This is a genomic window from Streptomyces sp. NP-1717, assembly GCF_022695985.1.
GTDB lineage: Bacteria > Actinomycetota > Actinomycetes > Streptomycetales > Streptomycetaceae > Streptomyces.
On sequence record NZ_JAAPBF010000006.1, the window covers coordinates 69,714 to 85,695 of the forward strand.

The window sequence follows — 15,982 nt, forward strand, 5'->3', positions numbered from 1 at the left end:
GAGGATGCGGCGGGCCGGGAAGGCCCGCCGCTTCGGTGCCAGGGGGAGCCGTCAGCGGCGCGGACCGCTTACGACAGTGAGAGACCGTGGCTGCGGAACCAGGCCAGCGGGTCGATCGCCGCGCCGCCGCCCGGCCGTACCTCGAAGTGCAGGTGCGGACCGGTGGAGTTGCCCGAGTTCCCGGAGTACGCGATCTCGTCACCGGCCTTGACCGTTCCGGAGCGGATCTTCGTGCTGCTGAGGTGGCAGTACCAGGTCTCGGTGCCGTCGGCGGCGGTCACGATCGCCATGTTGCCGTAGGCGTCGTTCCACTGCGTCCGGACGGTGCCGTCCGTCGCCGCCATCACCGGTGTGCCGTACGAGACGGGGAAGTCGATACCCGTGTGCATCGACATCCAGTTGACGCCGGCCTGGCCGTAGTACGCGCTGAGGGCGTGATTGGCGACGGGGATGGCGAACTTGGGGCGTGCGGCCTCGCGGGCCGCGGCCTCCGCCTCGCGCTTCTTCTTCTCCGCCGCCTGGCGTTCCTTGAGGTCGATGCGCTCCTGGGTGCGGCTGGCGCGGTCCCCGAAGTCACGCGCGTCGGCGTCGAGAGCGGCGAGTTGGGTGTCGAGCTTGTTGTTGACCGCGGCGGGCTTGACCGCGGTCGCCTCCGAGGCGGTGACCGTCGTCGAGTCGGCCTTGGTCTCCTCGGCACCGAGCCCGCCGACCGACGCGGCGGCGATACCGGCGACGCCCATCACACAGGCGGAGGGGACGGCGACGGTCAGCATGGCCGAACGCTTCGCAGGCGTACGGCGCCTGCCACGACTGCCCCCGGCCGCCCGGCGGACCGGACGCGGGCTGATCGTCGCGGCGGTGACGGTGGCGGCGGCCCCGACGAGATGGTCCGCGTGCGGGTGTTCCGCGTGCTCGGAGTGCTCCCACTCGGGCGCCGGCTCCGATTCCGACACCTGTTCAGGTTCCGGACCGGGCGTGTCGTACTCGTGCTCGTGGCCGCTCTCGTACTCGGGCTGCGCGTACTCGTCCGGCGTGAACTCCGCCTGGCCGTACGCGGGTTCGTGCTGGTGCTCGGCGACGGCGTCGTAGGCGGCCGGCTCGTGGGCGGCTGGCTCGTACGACGCCGCGTCGTGGGACTCGTACGTCGTGGTGTCGCCGTAGTACTGGTCCGCCGCCGGGGCCTCGGTCTGGAACGGTACGTCCGGCTGGACCGCCGGTGCTCCCGAGTTCCAGGCGGTGGCGTCGTAGGCGCCGGTGTCGGCGACGGGCTCCGCCCACTGGTCGGCCGGGGCGCCCTGGCCGGTCGCGTCGTATCCGTAATTGGCCGCCTGGTTCGCCTCGTTCCAGGCGTTGGCGTCCCACTGCCCCGTCGTGTCGTACGACTGCTGGGGCTGTGCCGCGTAGGCGTCGTACGCCTCGTACTGAGCCTGGGGTGCCTGCGGCGCCTGTGTCGCGTAGGGGTCGTAACCCTCGTAACCCGCGTTCCACTGCGCCGAGTCGTACTGACCGCTGTGGTCCGTCTCGTAAGTGACCGTGCCCGCCGGGCTCGTGCCCGGAAGCGCGCCGAAGAGCGGGTCACTGTCGAAGCTGCCTGTGGAGTAGCCGTCATGGGCGGCGTATCCGGCGTGGGGGTGCTGGTCGTTCACCAACTTCTCTCTCGCCTCGGCAGCAGGACCAGGCTCCTGGGGCCGCCTTGACGAACAGAGGGACCCAGAAGGGAAAGCAGTGGCCGCGACTGTACCCGGCGGTATGCGACGGCGACAATCTTCGGCGGCTTCCGGGCGCTCTGGAAACGGGCATTCGGCCGTCTTTCGGCGAACTGCGGGCGCACCTTTGGTAGTACGTTCGAAGTCCGTTCGATTTCAACGGTGTCGGTGAGGTGTCGAACCGACATCGAATCGGGCGTGGCCGCAACCAAATTCCGATGTCGGCGTTTGGGGCGTCACGCCACGGATATCGCCCCGCCCGCCTGGTCCTCCGTGCTCTGAGTGCCGCCGCCCGCCCATTCGGCCGACTCGATGAGGCCCGCGAGGTCGTCGTCGCCGTCGTGCTCCAGGACATACCGGATACCGGCGGCGACGGCCGGGTGCACCGGCAGTGCGAGGTGGCCGATACCGGTCACTCCCACGTTCTCCGCGACGAGGTCCGGGTGCTCGACGCGGGCGGCGCCGACCGGTGACATGACCTGGTCGAGATCGCTCCAGAAGCTGACGAACCGGGTCCGGCAGCCGGGCGCCGGCTCCCGCAGCTCCTCGATCAGGTCCGAGCCGGGCCGCATCTGCCGGACGACGGGGTGCGCGCTCGCGAGCGGGATGGCGGCGGTGCCGGCGTGCGGGGTGCCCATGGTGACCAGGGTCCGCACCCGTGCGTCGCCGTCCAGTCGCTGTACGTAATACCTGCCGATCAGGCCGCCGAGGCTGTGGCCGACGATGTCGACCTCGCGGTGCCCCGTACGGGCGCAGATCTCCTCGATGTGGCGGCCCAGTACCTCGGCCGCCAGCCGGATGTCGCTGGTCAGAGGCGAGAAATTGAGGGATTCGAGATGCCGCCAGCCGTGCCTGGCCAGTGAGCGGCGCAGCAGGACGAAGACGGAGCGGTTGTCCACGAAGCCGTGCAGGAGCAGGACCGGCGGCCGTGAGCGGCCCTCCGTGGGCAGGGTGGCCGCCTCGGGCGGCAGCTCGGACGCGGGGCGCTCATTGGCGATACCACCCGGATAGAGGACCAGGTGCCCGGCGAGGATCGCCAGCTCAAGGGCCGAGGCCCGCAGGAGGGTGACGGGCAGCTCCCAGGCCGCCGGCCGACGCACCACGGACGGAAAGGGCGAGAAGAGCTCGGAGAAAGGCGGGATCTTCATTGACCTACCTCCCTACGCCACACGGGAAGCGGCTCCCTTGCGGCTCCCGTGCCGGGTGGGGCCGGCACAGCGCAGAGTGAACATGTCCCAATGTGTGATTTCCCCCTCCCCGGCCACCGCGAAACAGCCGCGTGAGAGATGCTGGAGATAACGTTCGTTCACTCTCCGTCCCTCGCCGGTACGGGGACCCGTGCCAATGACGACGAAGTCGGTATGTGGAGGCAGTGATGGGTGTGACCGGTCCGATCCGTGTGGTGGTGGCGAAACCGGGTCTCGACGGCCACGATCGCGGGGCCAAGGTCATCGCGCGAGCGTTGCGGGATGCGGGTATGGAGGTCATCTACACCGGGCTGCACCAGACGCCCGAGCAGATCGTGGACACCGCGCTCCAGGAGGACGCCGACGCGATCGGCCTGTCGATCCTGTCCGGCGCGCACAACACGCTGTTCGCGAAGGTCATCGATCTGCTGGACCAGCACGACGCGCTGGACATCAAGGTCTTCGGCGGCGGCATCATCCCGGAGGCGGACATCGCGCCCCTGAAGGAGAAGGGCGTGGCGGAGATCTTCACGCCGGGCGCGACGACGACGTCGATCGTCGACTGGGTGAACGCGAACGTCCGGCAGCCCGCGGGGGCGTAGCGCGCGGTGCGGCGGCCGGGCCGCACGGCTCGCGGGCGCGCGGGCCTCAGTCGCCCGCCGGGCCGCTCGCTCCCGCCGGGTCCTCACCCGCCAGTTCCGACAGCATCGCGGCGCGCAGCCGCAGCGTGGAGACCAGGCGCTGGAACGCCTCCGACCAGTAGCCGCCCGCTCCCGGTGACGAGCCCTCCGACTCGTCCGGGGTGGCGGTGAGGATCTCCAGACGGGACGCCTCCGCCGGGTTCAGGCAGCGTTCGGCCAGGCCCATCACACCGCTGAAGCTCCACGGGTAACTCCCCCCGTCCCGCGCGATGTCGAGCGCGTCGACCACCGCGCGGCCCAGCGGTCCGGACCACGGCACCGCGCAGACCCCGAGGAGCTGGAACGCCTCCGAGAGGCCGTGCGCCGCGATGAACCCGGCCACCCAATCGGCCCGTTCCGCCGCGGGCAGGGTGGCGAGCAGCTTCGCCCGTTCCGCGAGGGACGACGCCCCCGGGCCGGTGGCCGGGGACGCGGCCGGCGGGCCGAGCAGGGCGTGGGCCCAGTGGGCGTCCCGCTGGCGGACGGCGGCGCGGCACCACGCCGCATGCAGTTCGTCCCTCCAGCCGTCGAGGACCGGCAGCGTCACGATCTCCTCGGGCGTACGGCCCCCCAGCCGGTCCGGCCAGACCGAGAGCGGCGTCGCCTCCACCAACTGGCCCAGCCACCAGGAGCGTTCGCCCCGGCCGCTGGGCGGTGTCGGGCTCACCCCGTCGCGCTGCATCTCCGCGTCGCACTCGTGCGGCGCCTCGACGACGACGGTCGCGGCCGTGGGGCCGCCGGCGCGGTCCAGGCTCACGCACGTGGCCGCCCGTGCCGCCATCCGCGCGGCCAGCGCGGAGTTCGGCAGCGCGGACAGCAACTCGGCGGCGGTCGCGCGGACATTGCGGCTGCGGTCGGAGAGCGACTCCTCCAGGAAGGGCTCGTCGAGGTCGGAGAGTCCGGCGCGCAGCGAGTCGAGGAACATCAGCCGGTCCTCGGCGCGCTCGGTCGGCCATGTCGTGGCGAGCAGCGCCCGCGCCGCGTTCGCGTCCCGGGCCCGGACGGCCGCCAGCAGGGCGACGCGCTCGGCGAACAGCCCCTGCTCCCACAACTGCCGTACGGCTTCCGTGTCCTGGGCGTCCGGCAGGACGGCGCCGCCGGACCCGCCGCGCAGCGCGAACTTCCAGTCCGGGTTGAGGCGCGCGAGCCAGAGCCCGCGCGGTCCGGCGAACGCGAGGACGCGCGGCCGCAGGTCGTTGCGCACGTGCGCGGCGTCGAGCAGCGCGGGCAGTGCGGCGGCGGGGGCGCGGTAACCGTGGTCGTTGGCCGCGGTGAGCCACTGGGGGAGCAGTTCGGTCAGGTCGGGGGCCGTACCGCGTCTGCCGCCCGAACCGGCGGGAGCCGTACGGTCGGCCAGCAGCTGGGTGAGGCGCCGGCGCGCGGGCGCCGGAAGTTCGCGGCGGTCGTCGTGCGGCGCGGGCTCCGGCCGGGCGGCGGCACGTGCGGGCAGCAGCCCCGCCCGCCGCCGCAGCGTGTGGAGTGCGGCGGCGTCGAGCAGCGCGACGGGCGCGTCCTGGCCGGAGGCCCCGATGTCCGCGGGCGGCGTGCGCCGGTCGGTGCCGAGCAGGGCCGACGTGACGAGTTCTTCCCAGGGGGTGGTGCCGGTCATCGGGTGCCTCCGTACGTATGGATAAGGGGACGGCGTTGGGTCTTGCCGGACCAGGTGGCGTCGGCTGGGGAGGGTTGGCCGGGTCGCGGGGCCGGGGCGTGGTTGAGAAGTTCCGCCTGCCCTGCGGCGCCCGGCACGCTCGCCGTCCGAGGACGGCGGGTCCATCCATGACGCCGATCCTCCGCCTCGCGATCGCACGCACCTGACGCCGCGGGTCCCGCCCTTCGGGCGCGGACGGCGCCACTTCTGAAACACGCCCCTCGTGGGCCGCTCGTTCTCAATTGCCGGGCGGGCTGGACGCGGTCCGTCCGACGGGCGTTTCAAGCCCGTCCGGCAATTGAGGACGGACCGGTTGCCGGGGGCCGGTCATGTCAGCCGGACCGTTTCCGGGGAGTCCGCGGACCACGCGGAGAGCGGTGTGAATCCGCGATGGCCGCACTCACCGAAGACCGTGACCGGCCCGCCGCCGGACAGCGCGACGAGTCTCCACATCCCCGACCACGAGACCGGCGCGATCGGCAGGGCCGACTCCCCGTCCGCGTCGGCGAGCTGCCACTCGCCCTTGCCCGGGTCCCCGGCGGGCACGGTGACGACATCGGTCAGCGTCACCGGCCAGGACTCCAGCCACGGATCGTCCCGCAGCGCCGTGCCGTACGCCTCCACCGCCGCCGTGGTCGTCCCGCCCGGTGGCGGCGGCCCGCCCGGCTCCCCGATGCCCGTCTCCTCGCCCAGGTCGGCCCGCAACTGCCCCGCTCCCGTGTGCGGCGTCAGCTCGGCCTCGATCACCCGGCCCACCGGCAGCGCCGGCTGCGGTGAACGCCCCGCGGCGCCGAACCCCAGCACCAGAGCCGTACGCCCCGACTCCCGCCCGTGCAGCCAGATCCGGCGTGTGGTGATCTTGCCGTCCGACCTGTCGTACTGCGAGAGGACCAGCCAGCGGTCCTTGACCGGCGTGCCGTCGGCGGGGGAGGGGAGACCGACCCGCGTACGGACCGTCGTCGCCAGCGGCGCGGGCAGCCGGTCGATCCCCAGCCAGCCCACGACCAGCAGACGCAGCAGCGCCGACTCCTCGAGCAGCCGCACCGGCCAGCCCGCCCCCGAACCCGGGATCGACCCCAACTCCCGCACCCGCGCGGCCAGTCCGGGCGCCTGCGCGTCCACCATGCGGGCGGCCGTCTCCTCCCACAGCCCGTAGCCCGACCGCTCGGCCGCCGCCAGTCCGCCGCGCAGCAGATCCGTCAGCCGCTGTTCGAGCTCGCGCGCCCCGGCCGTGATCCGGGCCGCCCTGCGCTCCGCCCGGCGCCTGGCCGCCTCCGGGTCGGCCTGCCCGGCGGCCCCGGCGGCCTCGTCCTTCGCCTTCCGCTCCTTGGCGTCGGCCCGCTCCCGGCGGCCCCCCAGCCACTCCTCCGCCCAGTCGGGCGCGGCCCCGTCCCCGACGTCCACGACCTGTCCGACGGCCGGTGTCCCGTCGTCCGCCCAGAGCAGCAGCAGCCCCAGAGCGTGCTTGCACGGGAACTTCCGGCTCGGGCAACTGCACGTGTACGCCGGGCCTTTCGTATCTATCACCGTCTGATACGGCTTCTTCCCGCTCCCCTTGCACAGCCCCCACACGGCCCCCTCGCCGCTGCTGCCCATGTCCGACCACGGCCCGGCCTCGCTGAGCCTGGCGCCCGCCTTGCGTGACGCGGCGTCAGGCGCCAGGGCCAGCACCTGTTCCACCGTCCAGCGCACCCCCGCTTCATCCATGCCCACGACGTTAGGCCGTACCACTGACAATCGGCTCCGACCTGCGAAGAGGTCCGATTGTCAGTGGCATGGTGCACGGTGGATCCCACACCCGGTCGAACGATCTGGAGGGGGATCCATGACCATGCCCGAGACGAGTGCGCCGACCGACGGGGCGGTCGGCGAGGCCGTCGGCGCGGAGGTCCTGCGACCGCACGCCGAGGACGCGTTCGCCGGTGAACTGAAGGCGCTCGCCGCCGCCGACGACCGGCCCCGGCCGGCCCGGTGGCGGCTCTCGCCGTGGGCGGTCGCGACGTATCTCCTCGGCGGGACGCTCCCCGACGGCACGGTCATCACGCCGAAGTACGTGGGCCCGCGCAGGATCATCGAGGTCGCCGTCACCACACTCGCCACCGACCGGGCACTGCTGCTCCTCGGCGTTCCGGGTACGGCGAAGACCTGGGTGTCCGAGCATCTGGCCGCCGCCGTCAGCGGTGACTCGACGCTGCTGGTGCAGGGGACGGCGGGCACGCCCGAGGAGGCCATCCGATACGGGTGGAACTACGCGCAGTTGCTCGCCCACGGCCCCAGCCGGGACGCGCTCGTGTCCAGTCCCGTCATGCGGGCCATGGCGGACGGCATGACCGCCCGGATCGAGGAGCTGACGCGCATCCCGGCCGACGTGCAGGACTCGCTCATCACGATCCTGTCCGAGAAGACGCTGCCGGTCCCGGAGCTGGGGCAGGAGATCCAGGCGGTGCGCGGGTTCAACGTGATCGCCACGGCCAACGACCGCGACCGGGGGATCAACGACCTGTCGAGCGCCTTGCGCCGCCGCTTCAACACCGTCGTCCTGCCACTGCCCGCCACCGCCGAGGCGGAGGTCGACATCGTCTCGCGGCGCGTCGACCAGATCGGGCGCTCGCTCGACTTGCCGGGCGGCCTCGAAGGCATCGCCGAGATCCGACGGGTCGTCACGGTCTTCCGCGAACTGCGCGACGGCGTCACGTCCGACGGGCGTACGAAGATCAAGTCCCCGTCCGGGACGCTCTCCACGGCGGAGGCGATCTCCGTCGTCACCAACGGCCTCGCGCTCGCCGCGCACTTCGGCGACGGCGTCCTGCGCCCCGGAGACGTCGCGTCCGGCATTCTCGGCGCCGTCGTCCGCGACCCTGCGGCCGACCGGGTGATCTGGCAGGAGTACGTGGAAACGGTCGTGCGCGAGCGGGACGGCTGGAAGGACTTCTACCGCGCCTGCCGAGAGGCCGGCGCGTGACGACGCCCGTCCGGGACACGGACAGGAACACGGACAGGGACGCGGACACGTCGGCGTTCGTGCCCCCGGCGGCCGGCGCGACCCCGGCGCGGCCGGCCGGCAGCGGTCCGCTGCTGCTCGGCGTCCGGCACCACGGGCCCGGTTCGGCCCGCGCCGTACAGGCGGCGCTCGACGCCGCCCGGCCGTCGGCCGTCCTGATCGAAGGACCGCCCGAGGGCGACGCGTTGGTGTCACTCGCGGGCGACACACAGATGCGCCCGCCGGTCGCGCTGCTCGCCCATGCCGTGGACGATCCGGGGCGCGCGGCGTTCTGGCCGCTGGCCGAGTTCTCCCCGGAGTGGGTCGCGATCCGCTGGGCGCTCGCCCACGACGCCCCGGTCCGCTTCATCGACCTTCCCGCGACGCACTCCCTGGCCCTCACGGACGGGGACGGGACGGCGGACGGCGAGACCGCGGATCCCGATTACGGCCCCGACTCCGACCCCGGAACCGGCCCCGATTCCGGCGTCTCCGCACGGGCGCTGCGCATCGATCCGCTCGCCGTCCTGGCCGAAGCCGCCGGGTACGACGACGCCGAACGGTGGTGGGAGGACGTCGTGGAGCACCGCGGCGCGGCCACCGACCCGTTCGCGCCGTTCGACGCCGTCGGCGAGGCGATGACAGCCCTGCGCGAGGAGTACGGCGACGGCGGGCACCCGCGCGACCTGGTCCGCGAGGCATACATGCGGATCCAACTCCGCGCGGCCCGGAAGGAGTTCGGGGACGACCGGGTCGCCGTCGTCTGCGGGGCGTGGCACGTGCCCGCACTCGGCGCGAAGACCACGGCCACCGCCGACCGCGCCCTCCTCAAGGGACTGCCCAAGGTCAAGTCCGAGATGACCTGGGTGCCGTGGACCCACCACCGGCTGGCCAGACACAGCGGATACGGCGCCGGAATCGACTCTCCCGGCTGGTACGGCCACCTCTTCGGAGCGCCCGACCGCCCCGTGGAGCGCTGGATGACCAAGGTCGCCGGTCTGCTGCGCGACGAGGACCAGCCCGTCTCCTCCGCCCATGTCATCGAGGCCGTGCGGCTCGCCGAGACCCTGGCCGCCATGCGCGGCAGGCCGCTCGCCGGGCTGACCGAGACGACCGACGCGATCCGTGCCGTCATGTGCGACGGGTCCGACGTACCGCTCGGACTCATCAGGGACAAGCTCATTGTCGGGGACGTCCTCGGCGAGGTCCCCGACTCCGCGCCCGCCGTGCCGTTGCAGCGCGACCTGACCCGGCTCCAGCGCTCGCTCCGGCTGAAGCCGGAAGCCCGGGAGCGCGATCTGGACCTCGACCTCCGCAAGGAGACCGACGCAGGGCGGAGCAGGATGCTGCACCGGCTGAGGCTGCTCGGCATCAACTGGGGCGAACCGGCCGCCGGGCGCGGCAGCACGGGCACCTTCCGCGAGAGCTGGCGGCTGCGCTGGGAGCCCGAGCTGTACGTACGGGTCGCCGAGGCCGGGGTCTGGGGCACCACCGTCCTGTCGGCCGCCACCGCAATGGCCGAGTCGCGGGCGGTGTCGGCGACCGCGCTCGCCGACGTCACGGCCCTGGCCGAGCAGTGCCTCCTGGCCGAACTGACCGACGCACTGCCCGTGGTGATGACCGCCCTCGCCGACCGCGCCGCGCTCGACGCCGACGTCGCGCATCTCGCCCACGCCCTGCCCGCGCTCGCCCGCTCGCTGCGCTACGGAGACGTACGGTCCACCGACACGGCGGCCCTCGGTGAGGTCGCCGCCGGGCTCGCCGAGCGGATCTGCGTCGGACTGCCGCCCGCCTGCGCGGCGCTCGACGCGGACGGCGCGGCCGAGATGAGAGAGCACATCGACAGCGTCCACACCGCGATCGGCCTGCTGCCCGACGCCCCCGGCCGCCCCGCCGGGGACCTGGCCGGCCGCTGGGGCGCCGTCCTGCGCAAACTGGCCGCGCGGGACACCGTGCCCGGTGTCATCCGGGGCAGAGCCACCCGGCTGCTCCTGGACGACGGACGCCTCCCCGAGGACGAGGCCGCGCGCCTCATGGGCCTCGCCCTGTCACCCGCCACGCCACCGGCCGACGCGGCGGCCTGGATCGAGGGGTTCGTCGGAGGAGCGTCCGGCGGCGGAATGCTCCTGGTCCACGACGAACGGCTGCTCGGACTGGTGGACACCTGGCTGACCGGGGTGCCGGACGGGTCCTTCACCGACGTACTGCCCCTGCTGCGCCGTACGTTCTCCGCGTACGAACCGGGAGTGCGGCGCACGCTCGGCGAGCTGGTCCGGCGCGGACCGGCGGGCGGCGACGCGCGGTCCGACGGTTCCGAGACGGGAGTACCCGGCTTCGGAGCGGGTATCGACGAGACCCGCGCGGACGCGGTCCTCCCGGTCCTGCGCCTCCTGCTCGGCGCACCGGCGGCCCGGGACTTCGCGTCCGGCCCTGAACACGGCAACGACAACGACCTCGCGGGGGCGGCCCGATGACAACGACCGGCGGCACCGGCACGACGACCGAGACGACGACCGGCACGACGACCGACACGACGGGCGACGCGGCCGACGAGCGGCTGCGGCGCTGGCGGCTGGTCCTCGGCGGCGCCTCCGCCGACGGCACCGGCCGCATGCTCACCGGCCAGGACGCCGCGATGGACGGCGCGCTGACCGCTCTGTACGGAGGAGGGGACACCGGCAAGTCCAGGAAGGGCACCGGCAACCGCTCCGCGGGGCTCGGCGCCTCCGCCCCCTCGGTCGCCCGCTGGCTCGGCGACATCCGGACGTACTTCCCCCGCTCCGTCGTCCAGGTCATGCAGCGCGACGCGATCCAGCGGCTCGGTCTCTCCGCGCTCCTGCTCGAACCGGAGATGCTGGAGGCCGTCGAGGCGGACGTCCATCTCGTCGGCACGCTCCTCTCGCTCAACAAGGCCATGCCCGAGACGACCAAGGAGACCGCGCGCGCCGTCGTACGGAAGGTCGTCGCGGACATCGAGAAGCGGCTCGCCACCCGCACCCGCGCCACGCTCACCGGCGCCCTCGACCGCTCCGCGCGGATCAACCGGCCGCGCCACCGGGACATCGACTGGGACCGCACGATCCGGGCGAACCTCAAGAACTACCTGCCGGAGTACGGCACGGTCGTCCCCGAACGCCTCGTCGGATACGGCCGCGCCTCACAGTCCGTGAAGAAGGAGGTCGTCCTCTGCATCGACCAGTCCGGCTCGATGGCGGCGTCCGTCGTCTACGCCTCCGTCTTCGGCGCCGTCCTCGCCTCGATGCGCTCCCTCTCCACCCGCCTCGTCGTCTTCGACACCGCGGTCGTCGACCTCACCGACCAGCTGGACGACCCCGTCGACGTCCTGTTCGGCACCCAGCTCGGCGGCGGCACGGACATCAACCGGGCGCTCGCCTACTGCCAGTCGCGGATCACCCGGCCCGCCGACACCGTCGTCGTGCTGATCAGCGACCTCTACGAAGGCGGAATCCGCCACGAGATGCTGAAACGGGTCGCCGCGATGAAGGCGTCCGGCACGCAGTTCGTGGCGCTGCTCGCGCTGTCCGACGAGGGCGCGCCCGCCTACGACCGTGACCACGCGGCGGCCCTCGCCGCACTCGGCGCCCCGGCCTTCGCCTGCACCCCCGACCTGTTCCCGGAGGTGATGGCGGCGGCGATCGAGAAGCGCCCTCTCCCGATACCGGACACCGCCACCCCCTGACCCCCCGGATTCCGGTGTCTGTGACAGGTATCACCGCTCAGGGGTGATCTGCGATTTAGGGGTCCACGGCCCACGGGGATAACCTGCGAGACGGACATGCCGCGCTCCGGGCCTCCGTTTGCGCCTTCCTTGTGACAAGTGCAGTCACGTTGCCCATCGCGGCACGCCCACGCAGATTACGAACCGCGATCACTGCGAATCTTAGAAGACAGACAAGGGACGGACGCGCGTGGACCTGTTCGAGTACCAGGCGAGGGACCTCTTCGCCAAGCACGGTGTACCGGTGCTGGCCGGTGAAGTCATCGAAACGCCTGAGGCGGCGCGCGAGGTGACGACGCGTCTCGGCGGCAAGGCCGTCGTCAAGGCGCAGGTCAAGGTCGGCGGCCGAGGCAAGGCCGGCGGCGTGAAGCTGGCCTCCGACCCGGCAGACGCGGTCGCCAAGGCCGACGCCATTCTGGGCATGGACATCAAGGGCCACACGGTCCACAAGGTGATGCTGGCCCAGACGGCGGACATCGCGGAGGAGTACTACGTCTCCTTCCTCCTCGACCGCACCAACCGCACCTTCCTGGCCATGGCCTCCGTCGAGGGCGGTGTCGAGATCGAGGTCGTCGCCGAGGAGAAGCCCGAGGCGCTCGCCAAGATCCCGGTCGACGCCAACGAGGGCTGCACCCCGGAGAAGGCCGCCGAGATCGTCGCCGCCGCGAAGTTCCCGGCCGAGATCGCCGGACAGGTCGCCGACGTCCTCCAGCAGCTGTGGACCGTCTTCATCAAGGAAGACGCCCTGCTCGTCGAGGTCAACCCGCTGATCAAGTCCGGCGACGGCAAGATCATCGCGCTGGACGGCAAGGTCTCGCTCGACGAGAACGCCGACTTCCGCCAGCCCGGCCACGAGGCCCTTGAGGACAAGGCCGCGGCCAACCCCCTCGAAGCCGCCGCCAAGGCCAAGAACCTCAACTACGTCAAGCTCGAGGGCGAGGTCGGCATCATCGGCAACGGCGCGGGGCTCGTCATGAGCACCCTCGACGTCGTCGCCTACGCGGGCGAGGCCCACGGCGGCGTGAAGCCCGCCAACTTCCTCGACATCGGCGGCGGCGCCTCGGCCGAGGTCATGGCCAACGGCCTGGAGATCATCCTCGGCGACCCGGACGTCAAGTCCGTCTTCGTCAACGTCTTCGGCGGCATCACCGCGTGCGACGAGGTCGCCAACGGCATCGTCCAAGCCCTTGAGCTGCTCAAGTCCAAGGGCGAGACCGTCAGCAAGCCCCTGGTCGTTCGCCTCGACGGCAACAACGCGGAGCTGGGTCGCAAGATCCTGTCGGACGCCAACCACCCGCTCGTACAGCGCGTGGACACCATGGACGGCGCGGCCGACAAGGCCGCCGAGCTCGCGGCTGCGAAGTAAAGGTAAAGGTCACCAACACCATGGCTATTTTCCTGACCAAGGAAAGCAAGGTCATCGTCCAGGGGATGACCGGTGCCACCGGCATGAAGCACACCAAGCTCATGCTCGCTGACGGCACCAACATCGTCGGCGGTGTCAACCCGCGCAAGGCGGGCACGTCCGTCGACTTCGACGGCACCGACGTCCCGGTCTTCGGCTCCGTCAAGGAAGCCATCGAGAAGACCGGCGCCGACGTGTCCGTCCTCTTCGTGCCGCCGGCCCACGCCAAGGCCGCGGTCGTCGAGGCCATCGACGCCGAGATCGGTCTCGCCGTCGTGATCACCGAGGGCATCGCGGTCCACGACTCCGCCGCCTTCTGGGCCTACGCGTCGAGCAAGGGCAACAAGACCCGGATCATCGGCCCGAACTGCCCCGGTCTCATCACGCCCGGCCAGTCCAACGCCGGCATCATCCCGGGCGACATCACCAAGCCCGGCCGCATCGGTCTCGTGTCCAAGTCCGGCACGCTGACCTACCAGATGATGTACGAGCTGCGCGACATCGGCTTCTCGTCCGCCATCGGCATCGGCGGCGACCCGGTCATCGGTACGACGCACATCGACGCCCTCAAGGCGTTCGAGGCCGACCCCGACACCGACCTCATCGTGATGATCGGCGAGATCGGCGGCGACGCCGAGGAGCGCGCGGCCGACTTCATCGCCAAGCACGTGACCAAGCCGGTCGTCGGCTATGTCGCGGGCTTCACGGCGCCCGAGGGCAAGACGATGGGCCACGCCGGCGCCATCGTCTCCGGCTCGTCGGGCACCGCGGCGGCCAAGAAGGAGGCCCTTGAGGCCGCGGGCGTCAAGGTCGGCAAGACGCCGACCGAGACCGCCGGTCTCGCCCGGGCGATCCTCGCGGGCTGACGCGGATCGACTCTTGGCGGTACGGTCGTAACGAGTACGGCGGTCGTACTGCCGCACAACGCGCGTGGGCCCGCACCTTTCAGGTGGTGCGGGCCCACGCGCGTGCGCCGGCACGGCGCCCGGCCGTACGTCAAGGGATCCGGGGCAGCAGCCGCCCCGGTCCGTTCAGGGGTACGGCCCGGAGCATGTCGCGCAGCTTCAGATCCTGCTTGTCGAGCTTCTGCGGCCCCTTCGGGGCCGGGACACCGCCGACCCGCTGGCCGGGCGCGGGCGTGGGTTCGTACCGCGTCGGCGCCGTGACGGCGGTGAAGGCCGTCGCCCCGATGATCAGCACGGTGACGACGATCGCGACCCGCGTCCAGAACTCGGCGCGGCGCTCGCTCGCCAGCCGTACGGCGGGCGCGGTCGCGACGGCCGGGGCGGACACCGTCGCCGCCAGCTCCCGCATCCGCGCGAGGAGGACCGCCTCGTCCCCCAGGTCGGGCAACTGCTCGACGACGGCCTCACGCGCGTGCAGCAGCCGGTTCGTGGTGGCCGTGGTGGTGGCCTCCGTCTCGGCGGCGGTCTCCGGCAGGCCGATCCCCAGACCGTCGTGAAGCAGCAGCGTGCGCCGGTACATCGGCGGCAGATCGAGCAGCGTCCGGCGCAGCGCGCGGCCGTCGCGTTCGCCGGTGAACGGGTCCGGGTGCCGGCAGGCGCGCCGGAACCGGTGCCAGGGCGCGGTCGCGTAGTCGTAGGCCGCGCCCCGTACCCAGCCCGCCGGGTCGGCGTCGACGGCGACCTCCGGCCACCGGTGCCAGGCCTGCTGGAAGGCGCGCTCGACGGACTCCTGGGCGAGCGTGCGCCGCCCGGTGAGCAGATACGTCTGGCGTACGAGGGAGGGGGAGGCGTGCGCGTACAGCTCGTCGAAGGCCTGAGCGGGTGTCAGTCTGGCCGCCTCGGCCGCGGCGGCCCCGGCCAGTGCCTCGGCCTTCTCCTTGCGGCGCCGGGCGCTCTGCCGGGACCGGCCGTCCTCCTCGACCGTGCGGACGGGGCGGCGGCTGAGGGGCTTCTTCTGTGAGGGCGTGGGCCGACGCCCGGGCGAGGGCTCGCCGGGGAGGACGTCCTTGAGGGAGGCGTCGCGGGTGAGGGGCTCCGGCGCGGGTGCGGGAGCGGGAGCGGGTGCCTCGGCGGAAGGCGTGGCCGGCTTCTTCGCCTGGGCGGTCCGTGAATTCTCCGGCCGGCGCTCTTTCTTCGCGCGCTTCTTCCCGTCGAGTTCCGCCGCGTACGCGGCCAGCAGCCGCGCGTACGCCTCGCGCTTGCGCCCCACGGGTGTCGTACGCCCGGTCTCCCAGGACCTGACGGTCCTTCGGGTGACCCCCACCGCCGTCGCGACCTCTCTCTCCGTCACGGCCATGGCCTCGCGCAGTCTGCGGCGCTCCCTGAGGGAGGGAAGCGTCGGCACCGAAGAGGAATCGGTGGTGCTCTGCGTCATGAAGAACTCCCCGCGGCACTGTACTGGCCGAAAAAGTACATAAACGTATATTGGGCGACACAACGGCTATCTGCCTGTTACGCGGTTTAAGCGCGTGTCGTTGGCAGCATGGCGCCGTGACCCAAGTGAGCGAGCGCGGCACCACGTTGTCCTCGGCCTCGGCCACCGAGCGGGGCCGGGCCGCCGCGCTGACCTCCGCGTTCCTCCGGGGGGTGTTCGCGGCGGCCCTCGGCCTCGCATCCATCGCCGCGCTCGTCATCGCGGCCTGGATCACCTCCCCGTACCCCGACAGCGGCG

The 15,982-nt window shown here is 72.3% G+C and carries 11 protein-coding genes and 1 pseudogene; 7 read left to right on the forward strand and 5 right to left on the reverse strand.

Features of this window, described 5'->3' with window-relative positions; all coding sequences use genetic code 11:
* Nucleotides 1–68: 68 nt before the first annotated feature.
* Entirely contained in the window at nt 69–1,646 is a 1,578-nt protein-coding gene (locus GXP76_RS02480) for a peptidoglycan DD-metalloendopeptidase family protein (RefSeq protein WP_242569719.1), read from the reverse strand.
* A 296-nt stretch (nt 1,647–1,942) separates the two neighbouring features.
* Nucleotides 1,943–2,854, reverse strand: a complete 912-nt coding sequence (locus GXP76_RS02485) for a triacylglycerol lipase (RefSeq protein WP_242569720.1) — start codon at nt 2,852–2,854, stop codon at nt 1,943–1,945.
* Nucleotides 2,855–3,081: 227 nt separating this feature from the next.
* Between GXP76_RS02485 and GXP76_RS02490 the strand changes: the two genes are divergently transcribed.
* On the forward strand, nt 3,082–3,495 hold the full coding sequence (locus tag GXP76_RS02490) for a cobalamin B12-binding domain-containing protein (RefSeq protein ID WP_242569721.1): 414 nt from the start codon (nt 3,082–3,084) through the stop codon (nt 3,493–3,495).
* Between the two features lie 46 nt (nt 3,496–3,541).
* Here the strand turns inward: GXP76_RS02490 and GXP76_RS02495 are convergent, their stop codons facing one another.
* Complete coding sequence (locus GXP76_RS02495; RefSeq protein ID WP_242569722.1) at nt 3,542–5,182, reverse strand: DUF5691 domain-containing protein; 1,641 nt, start codon at nt 5,180–5,182, stop codon at nt 3,542–3,544.
* Between the two features lie 366 nt (nt 5,183–5,548).
* On the reverse strand, nt 5,549–6,928 hold the full coding sequence (locus tag GXP76_RS02500) for an SWIM zinc finger family protein (RefSeq protein WP_242569723.1): 1,380 nt from the start codon (nt 6,926–6,928) through the stop codon (nt 5,549–5,551).
* A 124-nt stretch (nt 6,929–7,052) separates the two neighbouring features.
* On the opposite strand from GXP76_RS02500, the gene GXP76_RS02505 reads away from it, so the two are divergent.
* From GXP76_RS02505 to sucD, 5 genes are all read left to right on the forward strand, one after another.
* A complete protein-coding gene (locus GXP76_RS02505) occupies nt 7,053–8,183 on the forward strand; it encodes an AAA family ATPase (RefSeq protein ID WP_374359667.1) in 1,131 nt (376 codons plus the stop codon).
* A 59-nt stretch (nt 8,184–8,242) separates the two neighbouring features.
* On the forward strand, nt 8,243–10,675 hold the full coding sequence (locus tag GXP76_RS02510; protein WP_242569731.1) for a DUF5682 family protein: 2,433 nt from the start codon (nt 8,243–8,245) through the stop codon (nt 10,673–10,675).
* Nucleotides 10,672–11,901 (forward strand): VWA domain-containing protein, encoded by a 1,230-nt coding sequence (locus tag GXP76_RS02515; RefSeq protein WP_242569725.1) that lies wholly within the window; start codon nt 10,672–10,674, stop codon nt 11,899–11,901. Before GXP76_RS02510 ends, GXP76_RS02515 begins: the two co-directional genes overlap by 4 nt.
* 229 nt (nt 11,902–12,130) lie before the next feature.
* Complete coding sequence (gene sucC, locus GXP76_RS02520; protein WP_242569726.1) at nt 12,131–13,306, forward strand: ADP-forming succinate--CoA ligase subunit beta; 1,176 nt, start codon at nt 12,131–12,133, stop codon at nt 13,304–13,306.
* Nucleotides 13,307–13,326: 20 nt separating this feature from the next.
* Entirely contained in the window at nt 13,327–14,211 is an 885-nt protein-coding gene (sucD, locus tag GXP76_RS02525) for a succinate--CoA ligase subunit alpha (RefSeq protein WP_078075465.1), read from the forward strand.
* A gap of 130 nt (nt 14,212–14,341) precedes the next feature.
* Here the strand turns inward: sucD and GXP76_RS02530 are convergent, their stop codons facing one another.
* Nucleotides 14,342–15,685, reverse strand: coding sequence for a helix-turn-helix domain-containing protein (locus GXP76_RS02530; RefSeq protein WP_242569727.1), 1,344 nt, complete (start codon nt 15,683–15,685; stop codon nt 14,342–14,344).
* A 116-nt stretch (nt 15,686–15,801) separates the two neighbouring features.
* Between GXP76_RS02530 and GXP76_RS02535 the strand changes: the two are divergent.
* A pseudogene (locus tag GXP76_RS02535) lies at nt 15,802–15,982 on the forward strand (hypothetical protein); the annotation flags it as partial.